21 protein-coding genes, 1 tRNA gene and 1 pseudogene are annotated in these 21,376 nt (G+C 52.7%); 7 read left to right on the top strand and 16 right to left on the bottom strand.

Translation table 11 applies throughout. The features are described 5' to 3' along the window. Position 1 precedes the first annotated feature (1 nt). Positions 2 to 787 (top strand): HAMP domain-containing sensor histidine kinase, encoded by a 786-nt coding sequence (locus R2K28_RS17765; protein ID WP_316366560.1) that lies wholly within the window; start codon positions 2 to 4, stop codon positions 785 to 787. Positions 788 to 950: 163 nt separating this feature from the next. On the opposite strand, the gene purT is transcribed toward R2K28_RS17765, so the two are convergent. From purT to R2K28_RS17805, 8 genes are all read right to left on the bottom strand, one after another. Beyond that, positions 951 to 2,132, bottom strand: coding sequence for a formate-dependent phosphoribosylglycinamide formyltransferase (gene purT, locus R2K28_RS17770; protein WP_316366561.1), 1,182 nt, complete (start codon positions 2,130 to 2,132; stop codon positions 951 to 953). 149 nt (positions 2,133 to 2,281) lie between these two features. Continuing rightward, positions 2,282 to 3,025: a hypothetical protein gene (locus R2K28_RS17775; RefSeq protein WP_316366564.1), complete on the bottom strand. Its 744-nt coding sequence runs from the start codon at positions 3,023 to 3,025 to the stop codon at positions 2,282 to 2,284. A gap of 197 nt (positions 3,026 to 3,222) precedes the next feature. Beyond that, a complete protein-coding gene (locus R2K28_RS17780) occupies positions 3,223 to 3,909 on the bottom strand; it encodes a transposase (RefSeq protein ID WP_316366566.1) in 687 nt (228 codons plus the stop codon). A 78-nt stretch (positions 3,910 to 3,987) separates the two neighbouring features. Further along, positions 3,988 to 4,878, bottom strand: a complete 891-nt coding sequence (locus R2K28_RS17785; protein WP_316366568.1) for an MBL fold metallo-hydrolase — start codon at positions 4,876 to 4,878, stop codon at positions 3,988 to 3,990. Positions 4,879 to 4,955: 77 nt separating this feature from the next. Next, positions 4,956 to 5,813: an HDOD domain-containing protein gene (locus R2K28_RS17790; RefSeq protein ID WP_316366569.1), complete on the bottom strand. Its 858-nt coding sequence runs from the start codon at positions 5,811 to 5,813 to the stop codon at positions 4,956 to 4,958. 129 nt (positions 5,814 to 5,942) lie between these two features. Next, entirely contained in the window at positions 5,943 to 7,478 is a 1,536-nt protein-coding gene (locus R2K28_RS17795; RefSeq protein WP_316366571.1) for an SH3 domain-containing protein, read from the bottom strand. Next, complete coding sequence (locus tag R2K28_RS17800; RefSeq protein WP_316366572.1) at positions 7,475 to 8,518, bottom strand: carboxypeptidase-like regulatory domain-containing protein; 1,044 nt, start codon at positions 8,516 to 8,518, stop codon at positions 7,475 to 7,477. The genes R2K28_RS17795 and R2K28_RS17800 overlap by 4 nt, the downstream gene beginning before the upstream one ends. Then, positions 8,515 to 9,540 carry a toll/interleukin-1 receptor domain-containing protein gene (locus tag R2K28_RS17805; RefSeq protein WP_316366574.1) on the bottom strand — a complete coding sequence of 342 codons (1,026 nt, stop codon included), beginning with the start codon at positions 9,538 to 9,540 and terminating at the stop codon, positions 8,515 to 8,517. Before R2K28_RS17805 ends, R2K28_RS17800 begins: the two co-directional genes overlap by 4 nt. A gap of 416 nt (positions 9,541 to 9,956) precedes the next feature. On the opposite strand from R2K28_RS17805, the pseudogene R2K28_RS17810 reads away from it, so the two are divergent. Next, positions 9,957 to 10,079, top strand: a pseudogene (locus tag R2K28_RS17810) (transposase); the annotation flags it as partial. 156 nt (positions 10,080 to 10,235) lie between these two features. Continuing rightward, a complete protein-coding gene (locus R2K28_RS17815; protein WP_316366576.1) occupies positions 10,236 to 10,790 on the top strand; it encodes an eCIS core domain-containing protein in 555 nt (184 codons plus the stop codon). A gap of 57 nt (positions 10,791 to 10,847) precedes the next feature. Here R2K28_RS17815 and R2K28_RS17820 read toward each other — a convergent pair whose 3' ends face one another. The 3 genes from R2K28_RS17820 to R2K28_RS17830 all read right to left on the bottom strand — a co-directional run bounded on the left by R2K28_RS17820 (position 10,848) and on the right by R2K28_RS17830 (position 12,684). After that, the gene (locus R2K28_RS17820) at positions 10,848 to 11,324 is read right to left on the bottom strand and encodes a DsrE family protein (protein ID WP_316366578.1); all 477 of its coding nucleotides are present in this window, start codon (positions 11,322 to 11,324) and stop codon (positions 10,848 to 10,850) included. Between the two features lie 77 nt (positions 11,325 to 11,401). Next, the gene (locus tag R2K28_RS17825) at positions 11,402 to 12,145 is read right to left on the bottom strand and encodes a DsrE family protein (protein WP_316366580.1); all 744 of its coding nucleotides are present in this window, start codon (positions 12,143 to 12,145) and stop codon (positions 11,402 to 11,404) included. Continuing rightward, entirely contained in the window at positions 12,142 to 12,684 is a 543-nt protein-coding gene (locus R2K28_RS17830) for an RNA polymerase sigma factor (protein WP_316366581.1), read from the bottom strand. Before R2K28_RS17830 ends, R2K28_RS17825 begins: the two co-directional genes overlap by 4 nt. A gap of 225 nt (positions 12,685 to 12,909) precedes the next feature. On the opposite strand from R2K28_RS17830, the gene R2K28_RS17835 reads away from it, so the two are divergent. Beyond that, positions 12,910 to 13,611, top strand: a complete 702-nt coding sequence (locus R2K28_RS17835) for a transposase (RefSeq protein ID WP_316366584.1) — start codon at positions 12,910 to 12,912, stop codon at positions 13,609 to 13,611. 81 nt (positions 13,612 to 13,692) lie between these two features. Here R2K28_RS17835 and acnB read toward each other — a convergent pair whose 3' ends face one another. Continuing rightward, positions 13,693 to 16,296 (bottom strand): bifunctional aconitate hydratase 2/2-methylisocitrate dehydratase, encoded by a 2,604-nt coding sequence (gene acnB / locus R2K28_RS17840; protein ID WP_316366586.1) that lies wholly within the window; start codon positions 16,294 to 16,296, stop codon positions 13,693 to 13,695. Positions 16,297 to 16,556: 260 nt separating this feature from the next. Between acnB and R2K28_RS17845 the strand changes: the two genes are divergently transcribed. Further along, complete coding sequence (locus tag R2K28_RS17845) at positions 16,557 to 17,423, top strand: LysR family transcriptional regulator (protein ID WP_316366588.1); 867 nt, start codon at positions 16,557 to 16,559, stop codon at positions 17,421 to 17,423. Here the strand turns inward: R2K28_RS17845 and R2K28_RS17850 are convergent. Further along, positions 17,413 to 17,637, bottom strand: a complete 225-nt coding sequence (locus R2K28_RS17850) for a hypothetical protein (protein WP_316366590.1) — start codon at positions 17,635 to 17,637, stop codon at positions 17,413 to 17,415. The genes R2K28_RS17845 and R2K28_RS17850 overlap by 11 nt on opposite strands. A 256-nt stretch (positions 17,638 to 17,893) precedes the next feature. On the opposite strand from R2K28_RS17850, the gene R2K28_RS17855 reads away from it, so the two are divergent. Both R2K28_RS17855 and R2K28_RS17860 read left to right on the top strand, forming a co-directional pair. Continuing rightward, positions 17,894 to 18,544 carry a TetR/AcrR family transcriptional regulator gene (locus R2K28_RS17855; RefSeq protein WP_316366592.1) on the top strand — a complete coding sequence of 217 codons (651 nt, stop codon included), beginning with the start codon at positions 17,894 to 17,896 and terminating at the stop codon, positions 18,542 to 18,544. A gap of 21 nt (positions 18,545 to 18,565) precedes the next feature. Next, positions 18,566 to 19,594, top strand: a complete 1,029-nt coding sequence (locus tag R2K28_RS17860; RefSeq protein ID WP_316366594.1) for a metal-dependent hydrolase — start codon at positions 18,566 to 18,568, stop codon at positions 19,592 to 19,594. Positions 19,595 to 19,694: 100 nt separating this feature from the next. On the opposite strand, the gene R2K28_RS17865 is transcribed toward R2K28_RS17860, so the two are convergent. The 3 genes from R2K28_RS17865 to R2K28_RS17875 all read right to left on the bottom strand — a co-directional run bounded on the left by R2K28_RS17865 (position 19,695) and on the right by R2K28_RS17875 (position 21,178). Further along, positions 19,695 to 20,111, bottom strand: a complete 417-nt coding sequence (locus tag R2K28_RS17865) for a PAS domain S-box protein (protein ID WP_316366596.1) — start codon at positions 20,109 to 20,111, stop codon at positions 19,695 to 19,697. A gap of 8 nt (positions 20,112 to 20,119) precedes the next feature. After that, entirely contained in the window at positions 20,120 to 20,860 is a 741-nt protein-coding gene (locus R2K28_RS17870; RefSeq protein ID WP_316366598.1) for an MBL fold metallo-hydrolase, read from the bottom strand. A 228-nt stretch (positions 20,861 to 21,088) separates the two neighbouring features. Beyond that, a tRNA-Ser gene (locus R2K28_RS17875) sits at positions 21,089 to 21,178 on the bottom strand. Positions 21,179 to 21,376 lie beyond the last annotated feature (198 nt).

Here is a 21,376-nt window from a genome sequence, read left to right on the forward strand (position 1 = left end):
TGTGGCAAATGGAAGACTGGATACTCGTATAGGCGAAGCCATGGGAGGACGCCACGATGAGCTATCTGACCTTGCGTATGGCTTTGACAGCATGGCCAAAAGATTACAAAGCCTGGTCGAAGGCCAACAGAGCTTACTCCACGATGTCTCCCATGAATTGCGTTCACCACTGGCAAGGCTACAGGCTGCACTCGACCTTATGCAGCAACAGCCAGATCGCGCAGTAGAGTTTATCGAACGAATTGAGCGTGAATCGAACCGCATGGATCGCCTGATTGAAGAGCTGTTGACCCTGGCACGTCTTGATGCCGGACTGCCTGGCAACAGTGAAATAGAGACCGACCTCGGTGAATTGATCGACACCATCGTTGAGGATGCTACTTTTGAGGCAAAGGGCAAGCAGTGCACGGTCAAGGCCATAAAAGCTGAAAATCTCTACGTGTCGTGTAATCCAAACCTAATCCATCGCGCAATTGAAAATATTATGCGCAATGCTATCCGCCACACTCCCTCGGGCACACAAGTCACGATCAGCTGCGATACGAATCCTGAAACAAAGCGACTCTCCTTATCAATCAGGGATCAGGGAAGCGGCATGCCTGAAAGTGAGCTCAAATCCGTATTCGAGCCCTTCTTCAGAGGTGAAACTGCTGGCCGATTCAATGGATATGGATTGGGCATGGCGATCACAAAGCGGATTGTTACCGCCCACCGGGGGGAGGTTAGTGCTGAAAATCTGAAGGATGGGGGATTTTTGGTAACCATCGAACTCCCTAAGCTGGAGTAAACATCTACAAACTCCAGCTCCCTCAAGATAGCTTCGCTATATAAAGTACCTCCGTGATGCAGATGGACAAGACAGGCTAGCGGTCCAACCTGAAGAATAGGGCGACACGCCAACTCTCCTCTTGCAGCCATACTAGTGACATTAATTGAAATATTTTTAGGGTCTAAAGCTCAGTAACTACAGCGTCAGCGACCTTTAAAGCCTTGTCTCTGGCATTCTCGATATCCGTTCCCCTTGCCAGTGCAACACCCATACGGCGCTTGCCCTTGACTTCCGGTTTGCCAAACAGTCGCAGCTGGGTGTCCGGGGCTTGCAGTGCTGCATCGAGATTATTGAAGCGTAGATTGCTGGAATCACCCTCGACCAATATTACAGCGGAGGCGCAAGGACCATGCTGCATGATATTCGGGATCGGCAGTCCCAGAATGGCGCGTGTGTGGAGTGCGAATTGGGACAGATCCTGAGAGATCATTGTGACCATGCCGGTATCGTGGGGACGGGGCGATACCTCGCTGAAGTAAACCTGGTCCCCTTTGATAAACAGCTCCACACCGAAGATACCGCGACCGCCCAAGGCTCCTGTCACCTTCTCGGCGATCTGCTTGGAACGAGTCAGTGCCGCATCACTCATCGGCTGCGGTTGCCAAGACTCCTGGTAGTCTCCATCCTCCTGGCGATGCCCGATCGGCATGCAGAAGCTGGTGCCGTTGATATGGCGAATGGTCAGCAGGGTGATCTCATAATCAAAATCCACAAAGCCTTCGACGATGACCCGCCCCGCTCCGGTACGTCCGCCCTCCTGGGCATAGGTCCAACTGGTCTCTATGTCGGCTTCGCTTTTGATGGTGCTCTGACCCTTGCCGGAAGAGCTCATGATCGGCTTTACCACACAGGGTATGCCGATCTCGGCCACGGCCTTGACAAAATCCTCCTTGTTGTCGACAAACTGATAGTTGGATGTGGGCAGGCCCAGTTCTTCAGCCGCGAGCCGGCGTATGCCTTCCCGGTTCATGGTAAGCCGCGCGGCATTCGCGGTTGGAATCACATGCAATCCCTCACCCTCGAGCTCAACCAGGGTATCGGTGGAGATGGCCTCGATTTCGGGCACGATATAGTCAGGCTTTTCCAGCTCGATCACCCGGCGCAGCTCGGCCCCGTCGAGCATGGAGAAGGTGTATGAGCGATCAGCCACCTGCATCGCCGGTGCATTCTCATAGCGATCGCAGGCGATCACTTCGCAACCGAATCGCTGCAGCTCGATTACCACCTCTTTGCCCAGCTCTCCAGAGCCACAAAACAGGATTTTCGTTGCAGATGGCGAGAAAGGTGTACCGATTGTTGTCATGGCTGATCCTGAAAAACCTTTAATCTGGTTGTTTGTTGGTTAAGGTTGAGAGGACCATTATTTCATCTGCATTGATCGATATCCAATCTTAAAATCCTCCTGCAACAATAATGCAGCGAGCAGAAACAGCGCTACAAGCCTTCACAGGTCTACCACGTGATATTCGAGCTAAGCTCTTGCTGATAGGTCAAAACCCTATCGATATCAACGCTGATTACTCCGCTTTCAGAGATCTTCAGCATTTCTCTAGGGATTTTGAAGACGCTCAAAAACAGTGAAGCCGACTTTTCACGCAACATCTTCACCTCTTTCTCGCGCCCCCTATATTCATAGGCCGCGACCAGGGAAGCCAGAGCAACAGGGGTTGTTATCAGCCAGTCATAGGCCTTTGCCTTTTCCTCATCACTGATCCTGGCATATTCCACCTCCAAATTATGAAAAGAGTGAACAAGGAGCTTTGCCGCCTGTAGAGAAGCGGCCTGTGACAACTCCCTATGCGAGGCCAACTCCCATAGCAGAATAAAGGAGACCGCACAAGCCACACCCATGTCATCGACGGCGTAGTTGTTGTCACTCAAATTCTTGAGCAATTGACTCCGACTTTCGAGAAAGGCATCGATCAGCTTCTGCCGCAGCGTCTCAGAGCTACCGCTCAGCAAGCCGGCAAGCTCACTTGCGGTTTGTCCCTGGGCAGTATCAGCGACCGGTATGTCTGCCGAGACCCTGCCGTAGGTATCGTAGATCTCCTCCTCGACCCTGGATCTATCCGCCTGATCGATGAACATCACCAGATCCCCCATACCCGGCAGATTGTGGGGGGAAAATTCGGCTTGGCAGGTGGCTGATGAGATTAATATGAAAACGCAGGAGACAACTTGTGCTGACTTTTTCATTGCTAAATCCTTTTGGCGTATGACACAAACCGCTGGCGCGGTCAGCTATCCGGTCCATTTCAGAGCTAAGCTTGTCCGTATCGATTCCTGACGGTACTTAGATTGAGCATTGCAGATAAAGCCAGGATTACAAGCTTGACAAATAGAAAAACCGGGGACAGACCACGGTTTCACGGGTTTTGCATTTAAGTGCATTCTTAATAACCCTTTGGTCTCCCAGATCTACCCGGTGTAGCTCGTCTTCCCAGCTTTGCTTCTATTTGCTCGGCAAATCGTCTATCACCCAGTACAAAATTACCATTGGTTGATTTCCTGATCTTATCGATAACATCAGGACCCAACTCATGGCGATACAATTCTCGATAGGCAATTTGTCTTTCAGTCATATCACTACCCAAAGCCTCGTATAAGGGGTGTGGCTTTAATATGCCATTGCTCATTCCATGTCCATTTGCTTGATAACTTGACCAAGGATAGTCCGCCGGGTGATCGACCAATTTGGCACGAACCGGATTCAATTCAATATAGCGATGACAGGTGTATAAATAGATCTCACTCTGAATCAGGCACGATCGATAGCGACCCTCCCACAAGGTTCCACTACGTCTGTATGTTCGATTGACATACTGAACATACCGCTGGCCAAGCTTCTTCATCATATGTCCAGCTGATTCACTATTTTCTGGAGTCAATAGCAAGTGCACATGATTGGTCATCAGCACGTAGGCATGAACAGTACAGCCTGTCTCTACAGCATATTTTCCCAGCCACTCCAGGTAGATATGATAATCCTGCCTTGCATAAAAGCAGGCTTGACGGTTATTACCTCTCTGAATAATGTGTAACGGGACATTTGGCAGCACTATCCTTGGGCGTCTTGGCATAACGATCTTCCTTGATCATTGGGATTGATGACTAGGGTACTAAACGTTTATGTTGTTGGAAACCGTGGTCTGTCCCCTCTAGATCTCTATCATCACACCTTCTTGTGCCAATTCAAACTGGGGATCCCCTTCCCTTCCCACGCCATGGGTCTCCATGGCTTCATCGAATGCCGCTTCCAGATCGGCATCGCTACGGGTTGGTTCATGATGGGTGAGAAATACCCGCTTGACCCCAGCTTCCCGTGATGCCTCGATACTTGATCCAAAAGTGCCATGCCCCCAGCCTTTACGTTTGGGGTACTCGGTATCGGTATAGGCAGTATCGATTACCAGAACATCGGCAGCATGGAAAAAATCCAGTACTCTGCTCCGTTGCTCATCCGCCATCTGTTGGTAATCGGCGTAGTCCACTTCATCCTGATTATAGATGTTGTATTGCCATTCGTGGTCACCGGTAAAGACAAACACCTTGCCACCGCATTCCAAGCGATAGCCGAAGTTCAGCACCGGATGATGTAACAACATGCAACGCACATTGACTCCGCCGACTCGCACGTCCTGGCCTTCTTGTATGTTCAGATAGCTCATACGGGCGTTGAGCTCGGCTTCACGCACTGGAAAATAGGCATATTCCATTTGTCGGGCCAGCACCTCACCTATATCCCGCTGGGTTATGGGGTCGGCAGCGCCGTGGATAGTCACCTCGTTACCCGGTACGAAAATTGGTAAGAACATGGGTAAGCCTTGAATATGATCCCAATGGGTATGGGTGATAAAGAGATGGGCCTTGAGGGGAAACTCGGGTATCAGACTCTGACCCAGAGGGAAAATACCCGTTCCACCATCCAGAATCAGCAGTTCGTTATTGTCTCCACGCACTTCAATACAGGTGGTATTGCCCCCATAACGAACAGTCTTGGGTCCGGGTGATGGAATGGAGCCACGTACACCCCAAAATTTAAAACGCACTTTACTTATCCTTTCCCAATGATGAAAAAACAGGGGCGTTGCGCCCAGAACATCATGCAAACATCTATGTCCATCACTTAGAGTTGAGTGAACAAACGGGCCTTTTCCAATTCTCCATTGAGATCTCCCAATGCAGACATCAGACCCGATAGATCACTGCCAAACCGTTCAGATACCAAGGGTGGAAACTCGGCAATCAGAGGATTGCCGGCATCGCCAAAGCCCAAGCAACGTACGATCTGGTTAGCGGCAAACACCGCTTCGCACATGCCGTCATTGGCTTCCTCAGCCCCTAGTTCCGGGTGATGGTGATGATGAATGGCGTGTGCCAAAGCTGGGGGCAATTTCCAAATCTCAGCCAAGCGTCCGCCAATCTCATCGTGGCTGATCCCTTGTGTCTCCATCTCTACCTCATGCAAACTACGTTCTTGCTCAGCGGCTTGATCCAGACAGAGACGGAACTCCTCAGGTTTAAACTGTGCCAGCACAACTTTACCAAAATCGTGTAACAATCCGGCCACAAAGAAATCGGTGGCATCTTTATCCGGCACACCCAAGTGCGTCGCCAGCAACTTGGCTACCGAAGCCACACCCAGTGAGTGGGCCAAAAACTGATTCATGTCTAATCCCGCCTTATTACTCTTGGGCAACATGCCAATGGCGGCAATAGAGAGGGCCAGGTTCTTGATCGTGTTGATCCCCACATAGACCACACCGTGGTTGATAGAGTTAATCGGGCGTGACAGACCGAAATAGGCAGAATTGACCAGTTTCAGCACCTTCATGGTCATCACTGGATCGTGCTCAATGACCTGAACCAATGCCTTGGGAGCACAATCGGGGCGGGAGGCCAGGTCCAGCACCTTGGTCACCCCCTGGGGAAAAGCGGGCATCTTCTCGACCAAGTCGGGTACTTCTGCCGCATTAATCGTCATAAGCCTGATATCCCCCATTTAATAGACTCATTGGGATTGACCACCAGGTGACTGGCAGACTTTATCTATCCCAATCGATCCTTATTCTACTCCATCTCTCAGCCCAATAGCCGTTAAAGAGACGTAAGGTCAATATCGTTCGATTCCCCTTTGATGATTATCTAACCTGGCCGGAGAACGCTCGGGTATAGGGCGAACATTTTGCTCAATTCGGTGTGAGGTCGTTAGCTTATCCACTTCGGCTTTAACCTGCGGAAGACGAGTCATGATGCCGAGGGGACTCATTCCCGGTTTATCGGCAATGCTCTTAAAGGTAGTTGCCAGTTTGCGTGCTGGCCTGTATTCCCGGTCCAAACTCAGTGCTTTGTCCAGGTCCGCCAGGGCAGCTTTAGGTTGAGACATACCCAGGTTGGCGACACTGCGCAGTAGAAAGGCGTTGGGGTTATAGGGGGTTAGTTCAATGGCCCGGGAAAAATCACGGTAGCCTTCCGTGTTGCCATTGCTGTCAGTTTTATTTGCGAGTATTCGGCTGGCGCCCCGGAGTTGGAAGGCGGCTGCCAGATTGACGTTGTCTGTCAGTGGATCGGAACTATCGATATAGCGTGAAAAAGCATCGATGGCCTGTTCGTGGCGTTCACCGTAGTAACGGTATAGGCCAGCGACAAAGTCGATCACCGGCAGGCTGAATCGAGGCTTGACCAACCAGGCGGCAACCCAGCTATCGCGGGCGCCCAGATCGATGCGGTACCAGAGGCCGTGACCTTTTCGATAGCGCATATCCAGTACCCGTATGGGCTCTCTACCCAGGTTACGGGTGGCGACTACCGCATGGTCGGTTCCCGGTCCATTCCGCAAGTTGACGCGATTTGAGGTTCCGCTCACTTCTCTGGGGGGGAGACGCAATTTGCCGAACGTTCCAGCATTAAGATAACCGAATCCACCTTCAGGAAGCGCTACCTTGAACCATGCGCCGGTCATATCCACAGCTCGAATGGCTTTATTGGCGGCTAGCTTCCTTAGGGTCCTGGCATTCTTGTCGGGCCTGGATTTAATATCAACTCGGGCACTGGTAACCAAAGTGCGGTCAAACAATGCGTTACGCAGTAGTAGATCAGCATCGAAGTTGAAACGCTTGTATGCAAGATCAGCTTCAATGCGCGTATGCTGCTGTTCCTCGAGCCATCTGCTGGGACCGGCTATCACTTTACTGCCAAGGCCGAATTTGAGTCCGCTTTGCTTGTCGTCGGTGAGCAGGGAAAGATAGGTTTGGATCGCCAGTTCGTCGTTGTCAGACGAAACTACGCCCCAGATTACCATTCGCGCTTTTTGGTGACGGGCGATTCTCTCCGCCGCAATGTGGTAGTCCTGCTTCAACAGATCGACCAGGCGTTCACCGGGAGGGGTTTCGGCGACGATGACACCTGCCCCCGCCTGGTCGCTGATTGCTGTAAGCACTTCACGCCAGATCAGGCAACTTAGAGACTTTCCGAGTCCACTGTCAAAGGGATCTAGATATTCCACGACAACCGCTTTCAAGGGTACGTGAGCCAGTACTTCGGGCGTTTTCGCACGTTTGTCTTGGAATTCTGCCATCACCTGTGCGCCTGCAATGGCGCCGTTCCAGCAGAGCATCAGAAACAGCATCAGTATTATCCAGCGAATCATGACTCACCCTCCCGGCGAATGAGGTCAAGCAGTGCGTCAATCTGCTGATTGAGCATGTCATCATCGATGCCCAGTACGCTTTTCTGGGCCTTCAGAAAAGCCTCGGCGCGCTTCAGGCCGGCCTGTCGTTTCTGCTGGTCGTCTTGCTTCATCGCTTCCCGGGTTTCATAAAGTGCCAGAGCGAAGACCGTGGTACCGCCCCAGGTTTTGCTTAGGCTTCGGGAGAGGCGGCTGGGGCTAAAATCATCCTTGGAAATCCGGTCATCGAGAAACAGGCTACCGGGTTGAAAATCAGGTAGCAGAGGAATGATTCGGTACTCCGAAGCCAGCTCGATGGTCTCGTCACCGTCACTGACCGTTAGTTCCGCTTCACCCAGGATGACTGCCAGGGCGTCTTCGGAGTGGGCAAAGGCGCGTAACTTGATGGAGTTGTCTTGCTTGATCTCATCAGGGATCGGGTCGAAGGTTATATTGGCTGGTAACTGCAACTGTTGCAGGTGTGTAATGATGCCGCGGCGTAAATGTCGTGGCAGCCTCCGGTTCAGATTTGTCAGTGAATCGTCCGTGTTGCCTTCCCCGGCGCCGAATAGGTCGTAGCTGCGGTGAAAGATTCTCCTGAAGGGGGTAATTGCGGGTTCCTCAATGTCTGTCGGCGAGGAAACTTCGACTGCGGTATCGGGATCGTTCTTAGGCTCCAAGCGAACCCTGAGATCCTTGACGATGAATTGCCCGCGGGTTTGGGTCGAGCGCATGCGTGTTGCTTTGTGATAGCCGGCTTTACTGAACTCAAGGTTGAGGAAATTGGTGTCCATCGCCGCGCTATCGAAGCCATCTGTCAGGTCAAACCGGAAAGCGCCATCGTTATCGGTTTGTTCCGAAACCAACCAGCTGGTACCGCTCAGCAACGCTCTGATAGAGACACCGGGTAGACCGTTTCCGCTTGCGTCATCGATCACATGCCCGGTGATTGGTTCTGACTTAGCTAAGCCACTGCTGATAAGGCTAAGGATAAGTAACAGAAATGGGATGAATCTGTTCATCTTCCTGGTTGACATTTATAGTTGATGGTTGCCGGTTGTTGGTCATTCCATTGATGCCAGGACAATGGGTAATGGAAATCAGCACAACCAGGTTTACGCACAATTAACTTACGGGGCCGATCCGCAAACGAGGTCGCCACTCGCATTCCAAATTCGCCGTTTTCTGTACTGACGGGCACTTCCCCTCCCAACGAGATTTCCCGCCCGAGCGCATCGACTGCCAGGATGTGCATCTCGTTCCAGTCAGAGGCGACGATTCCACCGCTGATATGATCCACGGCTGGAGTAAGCCAACGCGTAGTCCAAGTATAGACGATTGAAATTCCTATCAGTGCGACCAAGCCAGTGACTGCAATCCACCAGCGGTGACGATATCGTTGGCGGTGAATACGCCAGCCCAGCATCAGGGTCAGCAGCAATGTTATGCCTACCAACACGGCTTCAGTGGCCCAGGTGGTAAAGTGAAGTGGAGATGCGGCCAGACTACCGGTCAATCTATCCAGTATCAGAGTGGACCAACCCATTGCCGCGAGTAGCAGAATTGAACAAACAACGCCAAGTGCGATCGCAATGGGATAACGCCAGGGGTAGGGTTGAATCCTCGATTGCGGACGTTTCTCACCGGTCGACCCCTTGCCTAGCCGAACACGAATATCGTCGATCAGCTTTGTATAATCCTCAGACACCTGGTCCAGTTCGCCGGAATCGAGCTGGGCGGTGTGAAGGGTACGGAATTCGAGGGGTGGAGTGGTACCGTCAAGGGACACAGGCACGAGTTTTTCCAGACGAATACCCTCTGTCGCTTCTGCCCTGACCCAGCGGGATGCAACCGAGTGTTCAGACCAGAGCACTACCACGCAGTGCACCTGCTTCAAGACCTTTTCAATCTCGCGGGCGAACTCCTGTCCAGCCCGCAGTTGGGGGTCCCACCAGACACTAATGCCTGCCGCTTCCAATTGCGTCGCCAAATGCTGCGCGACTTCCACATCCTCATGGGCATAGCTAATGAAGAGATCCTTCATTTTGCCACTCCGGAGCATTCACTCTCAATATTGGATCGACTTGATGATAGTCCAGGTTGCCGACCGGGCGAAACAGTCATGGACAGCTTTGTTGTGTTCACACATACCTTATTAATTGTTGCAGTCTTCGGGGGACGCCCACAGCTAGTTTTACCAAATACTATTCGTTCCGGCACTCTACTACAACCATCATCTATCAAGGAGTGACAGGTTATTCTCCATGTCAATACCCGGCTTGTAGCCGGCTGGAGCGATCATGAAGTTATCGAACGCTGGGAGCGCCTCTTTTCACTCCCGGTGATTGTCCCGTGCTATCTGGTTTCAGCGCCTATCACTCAGGCAGAGCGCGATGCGGTCTGTTACCTATTGCCGGTTACCCACGACAGGATATGCCCAAGGGGTTACCCTTACGTCATAAAGACTATCTTGAGCTTGTCGATTGGACGGGACGCGCCATTCTTGAATACAAACGGGGTTACATACCTGATCATCAACACCCTGTTCTTGAACGATTACAGATCGATCCCAAGCATTGGCTCTACATGACGCAGCATTTCGAAAGTCGTTTTAAAGGAATGATTCGAATATTCACTTAACCGCACTATATATCGCTGTTTTTCTGAGTGGATGGTATCACCTTCGTGTTTCTTTGCCCGTCAAAAGGAGGGGTGTTTTTGGAATGGGTGTCTTGTCTATTGAATGATAAATATGAGCAGGAAGCGGATCGTGTTTCCGAGCAGGTGATGCGTATGCCAGATTCAGCTCTACAACGGCAAACTGATGAAGAAAAACAGGATGATGTCATTCAAGCAAAGCGTGTTGAAAAAACATCAACTTCTACTAAATATGTGCAATTGCCATCATTAAATAATGGGCATTCCCTGCCCAAAGCCACACAGCAGTTTTTTTCATCACGCATGGATTATGATTTCAGTCATGTTAGTGTGCACAGTGATACGCAGGCGGCACAAAGTGCAAGTGATCTTAACGCCAGAGCCTATACCTATGGCAATAATGTTGTCTTTAACAAAGGTGAATATACACCAGATTCACATGCTGGAAAGAAACTGTTAGCGCATGAATTAACGCATGTCATACAGCAGAATGGCGGCAGGCATGGTGGCTCTCTGATCCAACGCTATAGTCATACCAATGACTGCCCGGAAAGTTTTTTAATAAAATATGTCTGGCCTGGACATGATCTTGCAAAGAACGAAATAAGGGTACTGACCCCTTTTCTCTTCTCTTAAAAACCGTCCTTGAGAACAAGGACGGCGTGTATCAACGATATCAATTTATTAATTACATCAGGGTTTTATATAGGTATACCCCACCGCTTGCAGCTTAGCCAGTTCAGCAACCCCACTCGGCACCACATCACCGTCGGAGGAGTCGTAGAGGTGTTCCGCGATATCGATCTTCTTACCTTTAACGGTATTGGCGCAAACCTTGAAGTTGACTCCTTGATCTTTGAGGCCGGATATCTTGGCCTGCATATCATCCGTTGCGTTTCCCCGCGGTAATTTTGTCTCTGCAGCGAGATCCGGCTCAAGTAACAAACTCAATCCCTTACCGTGCAGGACCACCTTGAGATCCAGGTTCTCAGCGCCAACCGCATTGATATGATTCTGGATGTTGCGCATCGCCCCCGCCTGGGTTTTAGGATTGTCATAGTTGATATGGTAGACCACCTTCTGCTTACCATAGGAATCGGCGACGGCGATACTGAAAGCGACCATACCGAGTAAAACCATGGTGCACTGTAAAATTCGAATTATCTTCATCTGTTGCATCCTCACATTGGCTTCAGGCACTTAGTTATATTGAGTGATTTCGCCCTTGTGCCATTTGCAGGGCGTAATCATACTTGGATATAGAACCAACCTTGGTTCTGACGGCGTACGACATGGGCAACACCGGATTCGGTAGTGGCTGCCTCCGGTAGCAGGACAACTTCTATGCCTTTTTCCACGCTTAGTCGTTGGATGGTGTTGCGACAGGCGACGAAAGTAAGGGCGGGATAGTCCTGTACCATGCGGGATATCCGCTCACCCTCGGTCGACAGCTTGGAGCGAAGCAGCCCCAATCCATTACCGTGGGCCACCACCTCGACGCGCACCGTCTCGCCGCGTCCATGAAAGTCGAGCAGTAAACCCTCAACCTCGTCCAAAAGCTCCCTTGAGCTGATCCGGTCGATATCCTGCACATGAAACACCACGCGCATCTCTTGATCGGAGGCAATCGCCGGGCGATGTCCGCGCCCCTCGGGATCCAGAACGACGAAACGCTCCGCACCGCTCCATGACAACAAAGGGGTCAGCTGCTGAAATATCAGGGTGACGCCGACAAGCAATAACAGGGCTGCAGCCATAGCCAATGGAATTCGCTCCGATTTTTTGCTGCGGCGCTCAGACTTCGGCTGGGGTGGCTCCGCATAGGCAAGGCGGACGGATTCCTTTAGCTCGCGTAAATGACACAGCTCGGTGGCAGCAACATAGTCATCCCGGACCTGGCGTAATTTCTCAGCCTGTTCGCTGGGAGAATATTCCTTGTCGACCAAGGCATTGAGCATCTCTTCAGAGATTCCTGGTCCAATCTTTTTCATTTCACTCTCCGTAATTCCATGTGTCTTCGCTCATCTCTTTCCACTGTCAAAAACTCACGCAGCTTTTTACGCGACCGACTCAACCGGCTCATCACCGTTCCGATCGGCAGCTCCAAGGTATCCGCTACTTCGGCGTAGGAAAACTCCATCAGATCGACCAGGGTCAACACCAGACGCTGCTCATCCGGCAGTTGCGCAACGGCATCCTGCACCCGTCGTATATCATCGTGACGATCAAGGTTTTCGCTGGTAACGTCATGACCTAGAATCTCGACCTGATCCAGGTTCAAGTCATCATGCCCTCGCCGTTGATTATCACGATATGTATTCACCATGATGCGGGTCATCCAGTGCAACAGCTTCTCCTGGTCGCGCAATTGACTGCTGCGCTCCAGCGCCTTTGCCCAGGTCTCCTGCACCAGGTCCTGGGCGTTGTCCGCATTCCGACACCACGACCAGGCGAGCCGGTAAAGCTGTGGTTGCAGCTCTGCGTAGCGCTTGTTAATCGTTCTGGTGGGACCAAATGGAATCATTGCCATGGTTTATTGCTGATTTATAACTTATGACGTAACTGAAGATTAGATTATTCCCTTTCAACGGATACCAATACCATTGACTAATCGGGGTTAATAAAACCACATAGAACTTGTTGTAGATGGGTCAAGAAGAAGAAAGGAGAAAAGCGGAGAAAAGGGGTCAGTACCCATAAGCCCATATAGTTAGTACAATCATTCTTCAATAGCCATCTGAACAAGGATGTTCAAATGCCAAGAAAACGCCGTTTCTATTTACCAGGTATCCCGGTCCACGTAATCCAGCGTGGCAATAGTCGCCAACCCGTATTCTTTGAATCAGATGACTATCAGGCCTATTTAGGATGGTTGAAAGAGGGTGCGAACAAGCACGGTTGCGCCATCCACGCCTATTGTTTAATGACTAATCATGTCCATTTACTTCTAACACCCGAATCGTCTGAGGCGATCAGTAAAATCATACAGTTCGTAGGCCGCCATTATGTTCCCTATATCAATAATACCTACAGTAGGTCTGGTACATTGTGGGAAGGTCGCCACAAAGGATGCGTGATTGACAGTGACACGTATCTATTGTCTTGTATGCGTTACATAGAACTCAATCCAGTTCGGGCGGGTATGGTAAAAAAACCAATCGATTATCGTTGGTCCAGTTATCGGGGCAACGCCACCCAGTACACTGACAAATTGACTACTCCTCATGCTGTATATCGACAACTTGCCCAGGGTTACCAAGACAGGCAATTTTATTATCGTGAATTATTCTGCAATGCACTAGCTGATGATCGGGTTCACGATATCCGTGCGAGCGTTCAAACCGGCACACCCCTTGGCAATGCTCGCTTTTGCGAGCAGATTGAAAAGCAACTAAAGTGTAAAGTAGGTCAGGCAAGAAGAGGACGCCCAAATAAGAAGAAAACGGTAATTAAATAAGTGAAATAAGGGTACTGACCCCTTTTTTCCAATCCTTACCGTTACAGACCGGAGGCATACCCCTCCGGTCTGTCATGACCCTCAGGCAATCAACTTAACCGCAATCTCTTTACCGCGACCGGCCGACTCCACATACTCATCCATCTTGTCGAAGTTGAGATACTTGTAGATCTCCGGTGACATGGAGTCGATCTTGGTGGCGTAGGCCATGTACTCATCCACCGTGGGCAGCTTGCCCATGACGGCGGCTATCGCGGCCAGCTCCGCCGAGGATAGGAAGACATCGGCGCCCTGCCCCAGGCGGTTGGGGAAGTTACGCGTTGATGTGGAGACCGCCGTGGAACCCGCCGCGATACGCGCCTGGTTGCCCATGCAGAGGGAACAGCCGGGCATCTCGGTACGGGCGCCGGCACTGGCGTAGACGTTGTAGACGCCCTCCTCCATCAGCTGCTGCTCGTCCATCTTGGTGGGCGGCGCCAGCCAGAGCCGGGTCGGTATAGACTCACCGGAGGCCTCCAGCAGTTTGGCGGTGGCGCGGAAGTGACCGATGTTGGTCATACAGGAGCCGATGAAGACCTCGTCGATCTGGGTGCCGGCGATCTCCGACAGGGGCTTCACATCATCCGGATCGTTGGGGCAGGCCAGCAGAGGTTCCTTGATCTCGGACATGTTGATCTCGATGACCTCGGCGTATTCGGCGTCCGCATCGGCGCGCATCAGGCTCGGGTTCTCCAGCCACTCTTCCATGGCCCGGGCGCGACGCTCCAGGGTGCGGGCATCTTCATAGCCGTTGTCGATCATCCAGCGCAGCATGGTGACATTGGAGCGCAGGTACTCCGCAACCGATTCCTCGGAAAGCTCGATGCTGCAACCACCGGCGGAACGCTCGGCGGAGGCGTCGGAGAGCTCGAAGGCCTGCTCTACGGTCAGATCGGGCAGCCCCTGGATCTCCAGGATGCGGCCGTTGTAGACATTCTTTTTGCCCTTCTTCTCCACCGTCAGCAAACCCCGCTGCAGTGCGGCGTAAGGGATGGCGTTGACCAGATCACGCAGGGTGATGCCGGGCTGCATCTCACCAGTGAACTTCACCAGCACCGACTCGGGCATATCCAGCGGGATCACACCCAGCGCCGCGCCGAAGGCAACCAGACCGGAACCGGCGGGGAAAGAGATACCCAGCGGGAAGCGGGTGTGGGAGTCGCCACCGGTGCCCACCTGATCGGGCAGCAGCATGCGGTTGAGCCAGGAGTGGATGATGCCGTCTCCGGGACGCAGGGAGACACCACCCCGGTTCTGAATGAAATCGGGCAGGGTATGCTGGGTGCTGATATCCACCGGCTTGGGATAGGCTGCGGTGTGGCAGAAGGACTGCATCACCAGGTCGGCGGAGAAGCCGAGACAGGCCAGCTCTTTCAGCTCGTCCCGGGTCATGGGACCGGTGGTGTCCTGGGAGCCGACGGTACTCATACGCGGCTCACAGTAGGTGCCGGGACGGATCCCCTCCACGCCGCAGGCCTTGCCGACCATCTTCTGGGCCAGGGTGAAGCCCTTGCCCGAATCTTCAGGATCCACCGGGCGACGGAAGACGTCGGTGGCACCCAGGCCAAGAGCTTCACGGGCCCGCTCGGTGAGGGAACGGCCGATGATCAGGGGAATACGACCGCCCGCCTTGGCCTCGTCCAGCAGCACCTCGGTTTTGAGGGAGAACTCGGATATTACTTCACCCGAATCGCTCTCGATCTTGCCCTCGTAGGGCTTGACCACGATCACGTCACCCATGCCGAGCTTGTCCACCGGACACTCGATGGGCAAGGCACCGGAGTCCTCGACGGTATTGAAGAAGATAGGCGCGATCTTACCCCCCAGCACCACACCGCCCTGGCGCTTGTTGGGCACGAAGGGGATATCCTCGCCCATGTGCCAGAGCACCGAGTTGGTGGCCGACTTGCGGGAGGAACCGGTACCCACCACATCGCCTACATAGGCCAGGGGATGACCCTTCTGCTTGAGTGACTCCAGGCTGGAGATCGGGCCGATCTTGCCCTGCTCGTCAGGCGTAATACCCTCACGCTCGTTCTTCAGCATCGCCAATGCATGCAGCGGGATATCGGGACGGGACCAGGCATCCTGGGCGGGGGAGAGGTCGTCGGTATTGGTCTCGCCGGTGACCTTGAAGACAGTCAGCTTGATCTCGGCGGGCACGTCTGGCTTACGCTTGAACCACTCGGCGTCGGCCCAGGACTGCAGCACCGCCTTGGCATTGGCACTGCCTGCATCGGCCTTCTCTTTCACATCGTGGAAGGCGTCGAACATCAGCAGGGTGAACTTCAGCTGCTCAGAGGCCAGCTCGCCCAGCCCGGCGTCGTCCATCAGCTCGATCAGGGGCAGGATGTTGTAGCCCCCGAGCATGGTACCGAGCAACTCAACCGCCTTACGCTTATCCACCAGCGGACTCTCAGCCTCACCCTTGGCCACCGCGGCAAGAAAACCCGCCTTCACATAGGCGGCATCGTCCACCCCCGGCGGTACACGATTGGTGAGGAGATCGAGCAGGGTTTCCTCCTCGCCGGCAGTCGGGTTCTTCAGCAACTCCACCAGATCGGCGACCTGTTGCGCATCCAGCGGCAGCGGGGGAATTCCCTGTTTGGCGCGTTCTTCGACGTGCTGGCGATAGGCTTGGAGCATGGATGACCTCACTTCTGTTAGGGGACCCGCCTTTATTGGCTGCGTCCTGGCTTATGGGATACCGTCACCATCAAGCAATCTGGATCCCGGCCTGCGCCGGGATGACGGTGGTTCACGGCTTAAGTTAACTGCCATTTGGGTATGCCAGAAATTAGGACTAGGAAGATAGCAGAGGCTAATCCATACGTATAATGGATTGTTCGCATATATATCATAAATATTTTGCATGCTATTATTGCCTGATTATGGATCTTCAACTCATGAGATCGCTCCTGGCAGTGGCCGACACAGGCTCCATCACCGAAGCTGCGGACCGTATCGGTCTCACCCAGCCCGCCCTCTCCCGCCGCCTGCAGCAGCTGGAAGAGCACCTTGGCGCCGAACTGTTTTCCCGAGGGCGCAAAGGTGCTCAACTGACCGAGATTGGCCGTTTGGTCGAACGCGAGGCACGCGTCCTGGTCAACCGTTTCGACCACCTGCGTGAACAGGTCCGGGCACATCAGGGTCTGGAAGGGGGCACCGTGCGTATCGGTGGTGGTGCAACCGCGGTCTCCTTCGTACTGCCGAAAGCGATCGCCAGCTTTCGGCAGGAGCATCCCGGGGTTCGCTTTCAACTCAAAGAGGCAGGGAGTATCGAAGTCGCCGGGGATGTCATCAGCGGCCGCCTGGAACTTGGACTGGTCACCCTGCCCGTTCAGGCCAGGGAGTTGCAGATATGGCCCCTGATCACCGATCGCATCGTGCTGGTCGCCCCCCAGGACCACCCCCTGGCGCGCCAGGGCGAGATCGACGCCAAGGCCCTCGACGGGCTCGCCTTTGTCGGCTTCGAGGCCGACACCGCGGTGCGCCAGATCATCGATGCGGCACTGCGCGACGCCGGGGTTGAGATGAATGTAGTGATGGAGCTGCGTTCAATACCGGCCATCCTGCGCATGGTCGCCACCACTGGTAACCTCGCATTTGTCAGCCGCATGGGCGTGGATACCCTGGCGGGCGTCTGTGAAATCGAAGTGCGCGGACTCAACATCGCCCGTGAATTGGCGGTCATTGCCAAAAAGGGCAGCTCGCTCTCCCCCGCGGCCCAGGCCTTTTCCTCCCTGCTCAGGGAGGAGCAGCCTATTGCATGACGGTATGACGCCTGTCACTACCGCTTCTTCTCTCTACGCTCTGCTTCTTTCCTGCTTTGTCGATCTGTAGATGGGCAAAGATCCATATGCTCGCCATGATGATTCCGCCAGCGATCAGCAGGATGAAAAAGATCGCCGGCGCCAACATCAAAATTCCCGCCAGGATGGTTTCCATTACTCTCCTCTGGGCAAATTTGCCGGTTTTGCTACCCATGCGGTTAGACCCTAGAGACACTGACGAGTGCTCAACAGTAGATATGCTTAGAGCAGGGTATATTCAATCTCCACACCGACCTAAAATCCTATCCCTTTGTTTTTTCTTTTTTTATTTTGCTTAACACGTCACCATGAACGGCCTGCAATGTAAACGGACCAACGACTATACTGCTAGAAACCCATAACTCATCACCATTAATGCCATGACAACCCAGCCCTATTCGCCCCCCCTCCGGGAAACAGCTATCGACCCTTTGGCAGAACGTATCCTCGATACGGCCGTTCGATTGGCCGAGGAAGGCTCATGGGAATCGATGCGACTGCACCATGTAGCGATCGAGATGGGCATCGACCTTGAGGTGATACACCGCTTCTATCGACAGAAAGACGACCTGGTGGAGGCCTGGTACGATCGCGCGGACCGCGCCATGCTGGCCGACGCCGCCCTGCCGGACTACCTCTCCCTGACCACCCGTGAACGTCTTCATCGCTCCATCATGTGCTGGCTGATGTCGATGCAGCATCATCGTCGCATCAGCCGGGATATGCTGATGTATAAGTTCGAGCTGGGTCACATACATTTGCAGGTACTCGGCCTGCTGAGGATTAGCCGCACAGTTCAATGGATTCTGGAAGCGTCACAACGCGACGCCATTCATCTACATAGAGTCGTTGAAGAGATAGGGCTGACCAATATCTATCTTGCCAGTTTCGCACACTGGCTGTTTGACAATTCCAATGAAGCGGAAAAGACCAGGCGATTACTTGACCGGTTGTTGAGTCGCGCTGAAACAGTGGCACGATTGCTTACACCTTTCAGCAGGACAGGGCATGAAGATTTCAACCCGGCACATGGTGAGACTAAGGCGAATACCGCGCAGAGTGCCGAGGGACCGATCCACTGAGGAGAAAATAGTCACCTGCCGATGGACACTGTCACCCATGTTCTTTTCGGTGCGGTCTGTACGTTAGCGGTCACCCGAACCAAATCTGCTCCTGCCAAGGAGTTGTATATGCGACTGGCTGTTGCCGGCACCGCCGCGGCATTCCCGGATATCGACTATCTGAGTTTCTGGATAGATCCCCTGCTGTTCCTTGCGGACTGGCATCGCAGTGCGACCCACTCTTTGTTACTCATGCCCTTGTGGGCTGGATTATTGGCATCACTTTGGACGTTCTCCCTCTGGGCAAGGAGACGGAGGTTCATGGTCTACGCCCTGTGCGGGCTCGGGATTACTTCCCATATCCTGCTCGACCTGCTGACGGTCTTCGGGATCAGAATTTTCTATCCGCTATCACCTGCCCTCTACGCTTTCGGTACGAGCTTTGTCATCGACGGAATTGTCACCGTTCTGCTTGCAGCAACCCTCCTGTACTGTCTGCGCCACCCTGCACGAGATACGGCTTTGAGCGGTCTGCTACTGCTCACTCTCTATCTGGGCGCACAATGGGGATTCAGAAATCATGCTTACCAGATTGTATCCGCACAGTTGTCCGAAGCGTCCGATCTGCATCTATTGCCACAACCCTTCTCACCCTTCTACTGGCAGGCAATCAACCGGGTCGGGGATGGGTATCGGGTTGCCTATCTCAGCCTGATTGCCGACGATAAGGCCGTCATCAATCACTACCGGGGACCCACTGCGCTTGAGTGGCGACAGGAAAGCCTGCTGGGAGATGACGCTGGCCTCGCCCCCCTGGTCGATGAGGCGTGGCGTCAGCCGCTTTTCTTGAAATTCAGGGAGTTCGCCCGCTTTCCAGTCCTGTATCGCCTGGATAATGAGGGAGAAGAAACCTGTGTGTGGTTTACCGATCTTCGCTATACGCTGCCCTACCTTACTCCCGCATTTCGTTACGGAATGTGTCACCGGCAGAAGCAAGCCTGGAAGCTCTACCGCTTGAAGCGGTTCAGTGACAACGAACGGCAGGCGCTGCCTACCATCACACAACATTGAAATGAATATCACTGTTATACGCTCGAGACCGGCACCCTGGATGCCAGGGTCCGCACAGCTTCATCGGCACCAACTAAGCACGCCGCATCGTAAAAGAGTGTTACCCGGTGAGTAGATGTTTGGTCCAAGATTCAAAATCCTTACCGTATTGAACCACGAATCGATTGAAGTGTTGGTTGGCGATGCTTCTGAGGCGCTCGGGTACAAGCAGTTCGTGGATGTTTTGATCAGCCACGTCAGCTGAGGTGTACCCAAGTATTTTTTCCGCAGCGGGGTTCCAGAACTGAATTCTGGATTCACTATCGATGATGATGATACCTTCCCTGGTGGCCATTGCGATACTTTTGAATCTTGCCTCGCTCTTCTTTAGCTGACGCTCAACAGTAATCAGGTTATTGAAGGCCTTTTCCCGCAGTTTTCCCAATCGAATTGATTGACGAAGGCTCTCCTCGAGCAATTTTTTTTCACGAGGAACTTTCGAGACCTGTTCCTGAGCTTCCGCGGTGAGGGTGCGCATGTTATTGCTCAGGGGATTTCAGGGTAGATTAGGTCGGTTCCACACCGTAGTTGCTTCAGATAATCCATTGCGCTGTCAACATGGGGGGTACCGATGATTGATCCATGCTGGGGTAGTATGGCCTGGATCTCTATCCCGGATAGCGACTGAATAAAATCCCGAGCTGCCAGATTGGATGCCATGTAATCCAGGTGAAACAGGTCCATTTTCTCTTTGTGTGTCTCGAAAGTGGAAACTGTCAGACTCCAATCTGTATCAAGGGCCGCCCAAATATTACCGGAAAACAAATAACCGCTTTCCGAGTGATAGGTTACAAAGGCACCAGGGAAATGCAGAAACGGAGCCTCTATAAATTTCAAATGGTAACCGGATGGCAGGGCGAGTTCGGGATTGGCGACAATATCGTAAACGTTGTAATCGGAAATACCGTAATGGGGAAGCAGGACATGGGTTCTGGGTGAGGAATAGACCGGCATTTCAGGATTCAATTCCAGCCAATCGATCATTGATGCCGCAACATCCGGATCCTGGTGACAGCGTATCAGTCCAGTAACATTCTCCGGCTGTATGATTTGCGAAACCCGCGTCATCACCTGATCAAAGAAAGAGCGGTTGCCGGGATCTACCAATAAAGCCTGGTCGCCATCAACAATTAGATAGGTGTTGCATCTAAAAGCCGTTTCATCGGTGATCCCCAGCCAATAGATCGCTGTACTATGGCGCGAATACAACGGCGTCGGACTATCCATATCAGGGATTGCCGCAGTAGTTAGAGTGAAACCTGATCGATGGGACACAGCACTTTCCTTCGGACAACAAGCCCTGAGTACAGTCTGCTATTTATCAGTGTTGACTCAGACTGATAGCGAGGTATTGATCTTTATCAATTGGGCGAGGATTGCGCGAGGGCAGGATGGATAAGGTAGCGTATTTATGCTCTCTTATACTTTTTATTCTTTAAAAGGTCCGACATAAATTGGCGGAGAGGGAGGGATTCGAACCCTCGGATCCCGTAAGGGATCACCTGATTTCGAGTCAGGCCCGTTCGGCCACTCCGGCACCTCTCCTGATCGTGTTGTGGCTCACAGATACTTGTGGACCAACTGGAACTATGCCTGCTGGAACTATGCTTCTTGTAATTCTAAGATTATAAACTCGGTTATTTGCCTAAAATCAATGCCTCAGCTGTCAAAATAGGTTACCAAGAGTAACCATGTATAAGGTGAACTGCCTTATTCTATACTAAATGAGCTAGAGTTAAGGAC

Source organism: Candidatus Thiodiazotropha sp. CDECU1 (genome assembly GCF_963455295.1).
Taxonomy (GTDB): Bacteria; Pseudomonadota; Gammaproteobacteria; order Chromatiales; family Chromatiaceae; genus Thiodiazotropha.

Excerpts from the sequence above, each read along its gene's own strand:
- purT (WP_316366561.1), bottom strand. The coding sequence starts at position 2,132 with ATGACAACAATCGGTACACCTTTCTCGCCATCTGCAACGAAAATCCTG.
- R2K28_RS17775 (WP_316366564.1), bottom strand. The coding sequence starts at position 3,025 with ATGAAAAAGTCAGCACAAGTTGTCTCCTGCGTTTTCATATTAATCTCA.
- R2K28_RS17780 (WP_316366566.1), bottom strand. The coding sequence starts at position 3,909 with ATGCCAAGACGCCCAAGGATAGTGCTGCCAAATGTCCCGTTACACATT.
- R2K28_RS17790 (WP_316366569.1), bottom strand. The coding sequence starts at position 5,813 with ATGACGATTAATGCGGCAGAAGTACCCGACTTGGTCGAGAAGATGCCC.
- R2K28_RS17795 (WP_316366571.1), bottom strand. The coding sequence starts at position 7,478 with ATGATTCGCTGGATAATACTGATGCTGTTTCTGATGCTCTGCTGGAAC.
- R2K28_RS17800 (WP_316366572.1), bottom strand. The coding sequence starts at position 8,518 with ATGAACAGATTCATCCCATTTCTGTTACTTATCCTTAGCCTTATCAGC.
- R2K28_RS17805 (WP_316366574.1), bottom strand. The coding sequence starts at position 9,540 with ATGAAGGATCTCTTCATTAGCTATGCCCATGAGGATGTGGAAGTCGCG.
- R2K28_RS17820 (WP_316366578.1), bottom strand. The coding sequence starts at position 11,324 with ATGAAGATAATTCGAATTTTACAGTGCACCATGGTTTTACTCGGTATG.
- R2K28_RS17825 (WP_316366580.1), bottom strand. The coding sequence starts at position 12,145 with ATGAAAAAGATTGGACCAGGAATCTCTGAAGAGATGCTCAATGCCTTG.
- R2K28_RS17830 (WP_316366581.1), bottom strand. The coding sequence starts at position 12,684 with ATGGCAATGATTCCATTTGGTCCCACCAGAACGATTAACAAGCGCTAC.
- R2K28_RS17835 (WP_316366584.1), top strand. The coding sequence starts at position 12,910 with ATGCCAAGAAAACGCCGTTTCTATTTACCAGGTATCCCGGTCCACGTA.
- acnB (WP_316366586.1), bottom strand. The coding sequence starts at position 16,296 with ATGCTCCAAGCCTATCGCCAGCACGTCGAAGAACGCGCCAAACAGGGA.
- R2K28_RS17845 (WP_316366588.1), top strand. The coding sequence starts at position 16,557 with ATGAGATCGCTCCTGGCAGTGGCCGACACAGGCTCCATCACCGAAGCT.
- R2K28_RS17850 (WP_316366590.1), bottom strand. The coding sequence starts at position 17,637 with ATGGGTAGCAAAACCGGCAAATTTGCCCAGAGGAGAGTAATGGAAACC.
- R2K28_RS17860 (WP_316366594.1), top strand. The coding sequence starts at position 18,566 with ATGGACACTGTCACCCATGTTCTTTTCGGTGCGGTCTGTACGTTAGCG.
- R2K28_RS17865 (WP_316366596.1), bottom strand. The coding sequence starts at position 20,111 with ATGCGCACCCTCACCGCGGAAGCTCAGGAACAGGTCTCGAAAGTTCCT.
- R2K28_RS17870 (WP_316366598.1), bottom strand. The coding sequence starts at position 20,860 with ATGGATAGTCCGACGCCGTTGTATTCGCGCCATAGTACAGCGATCTAT.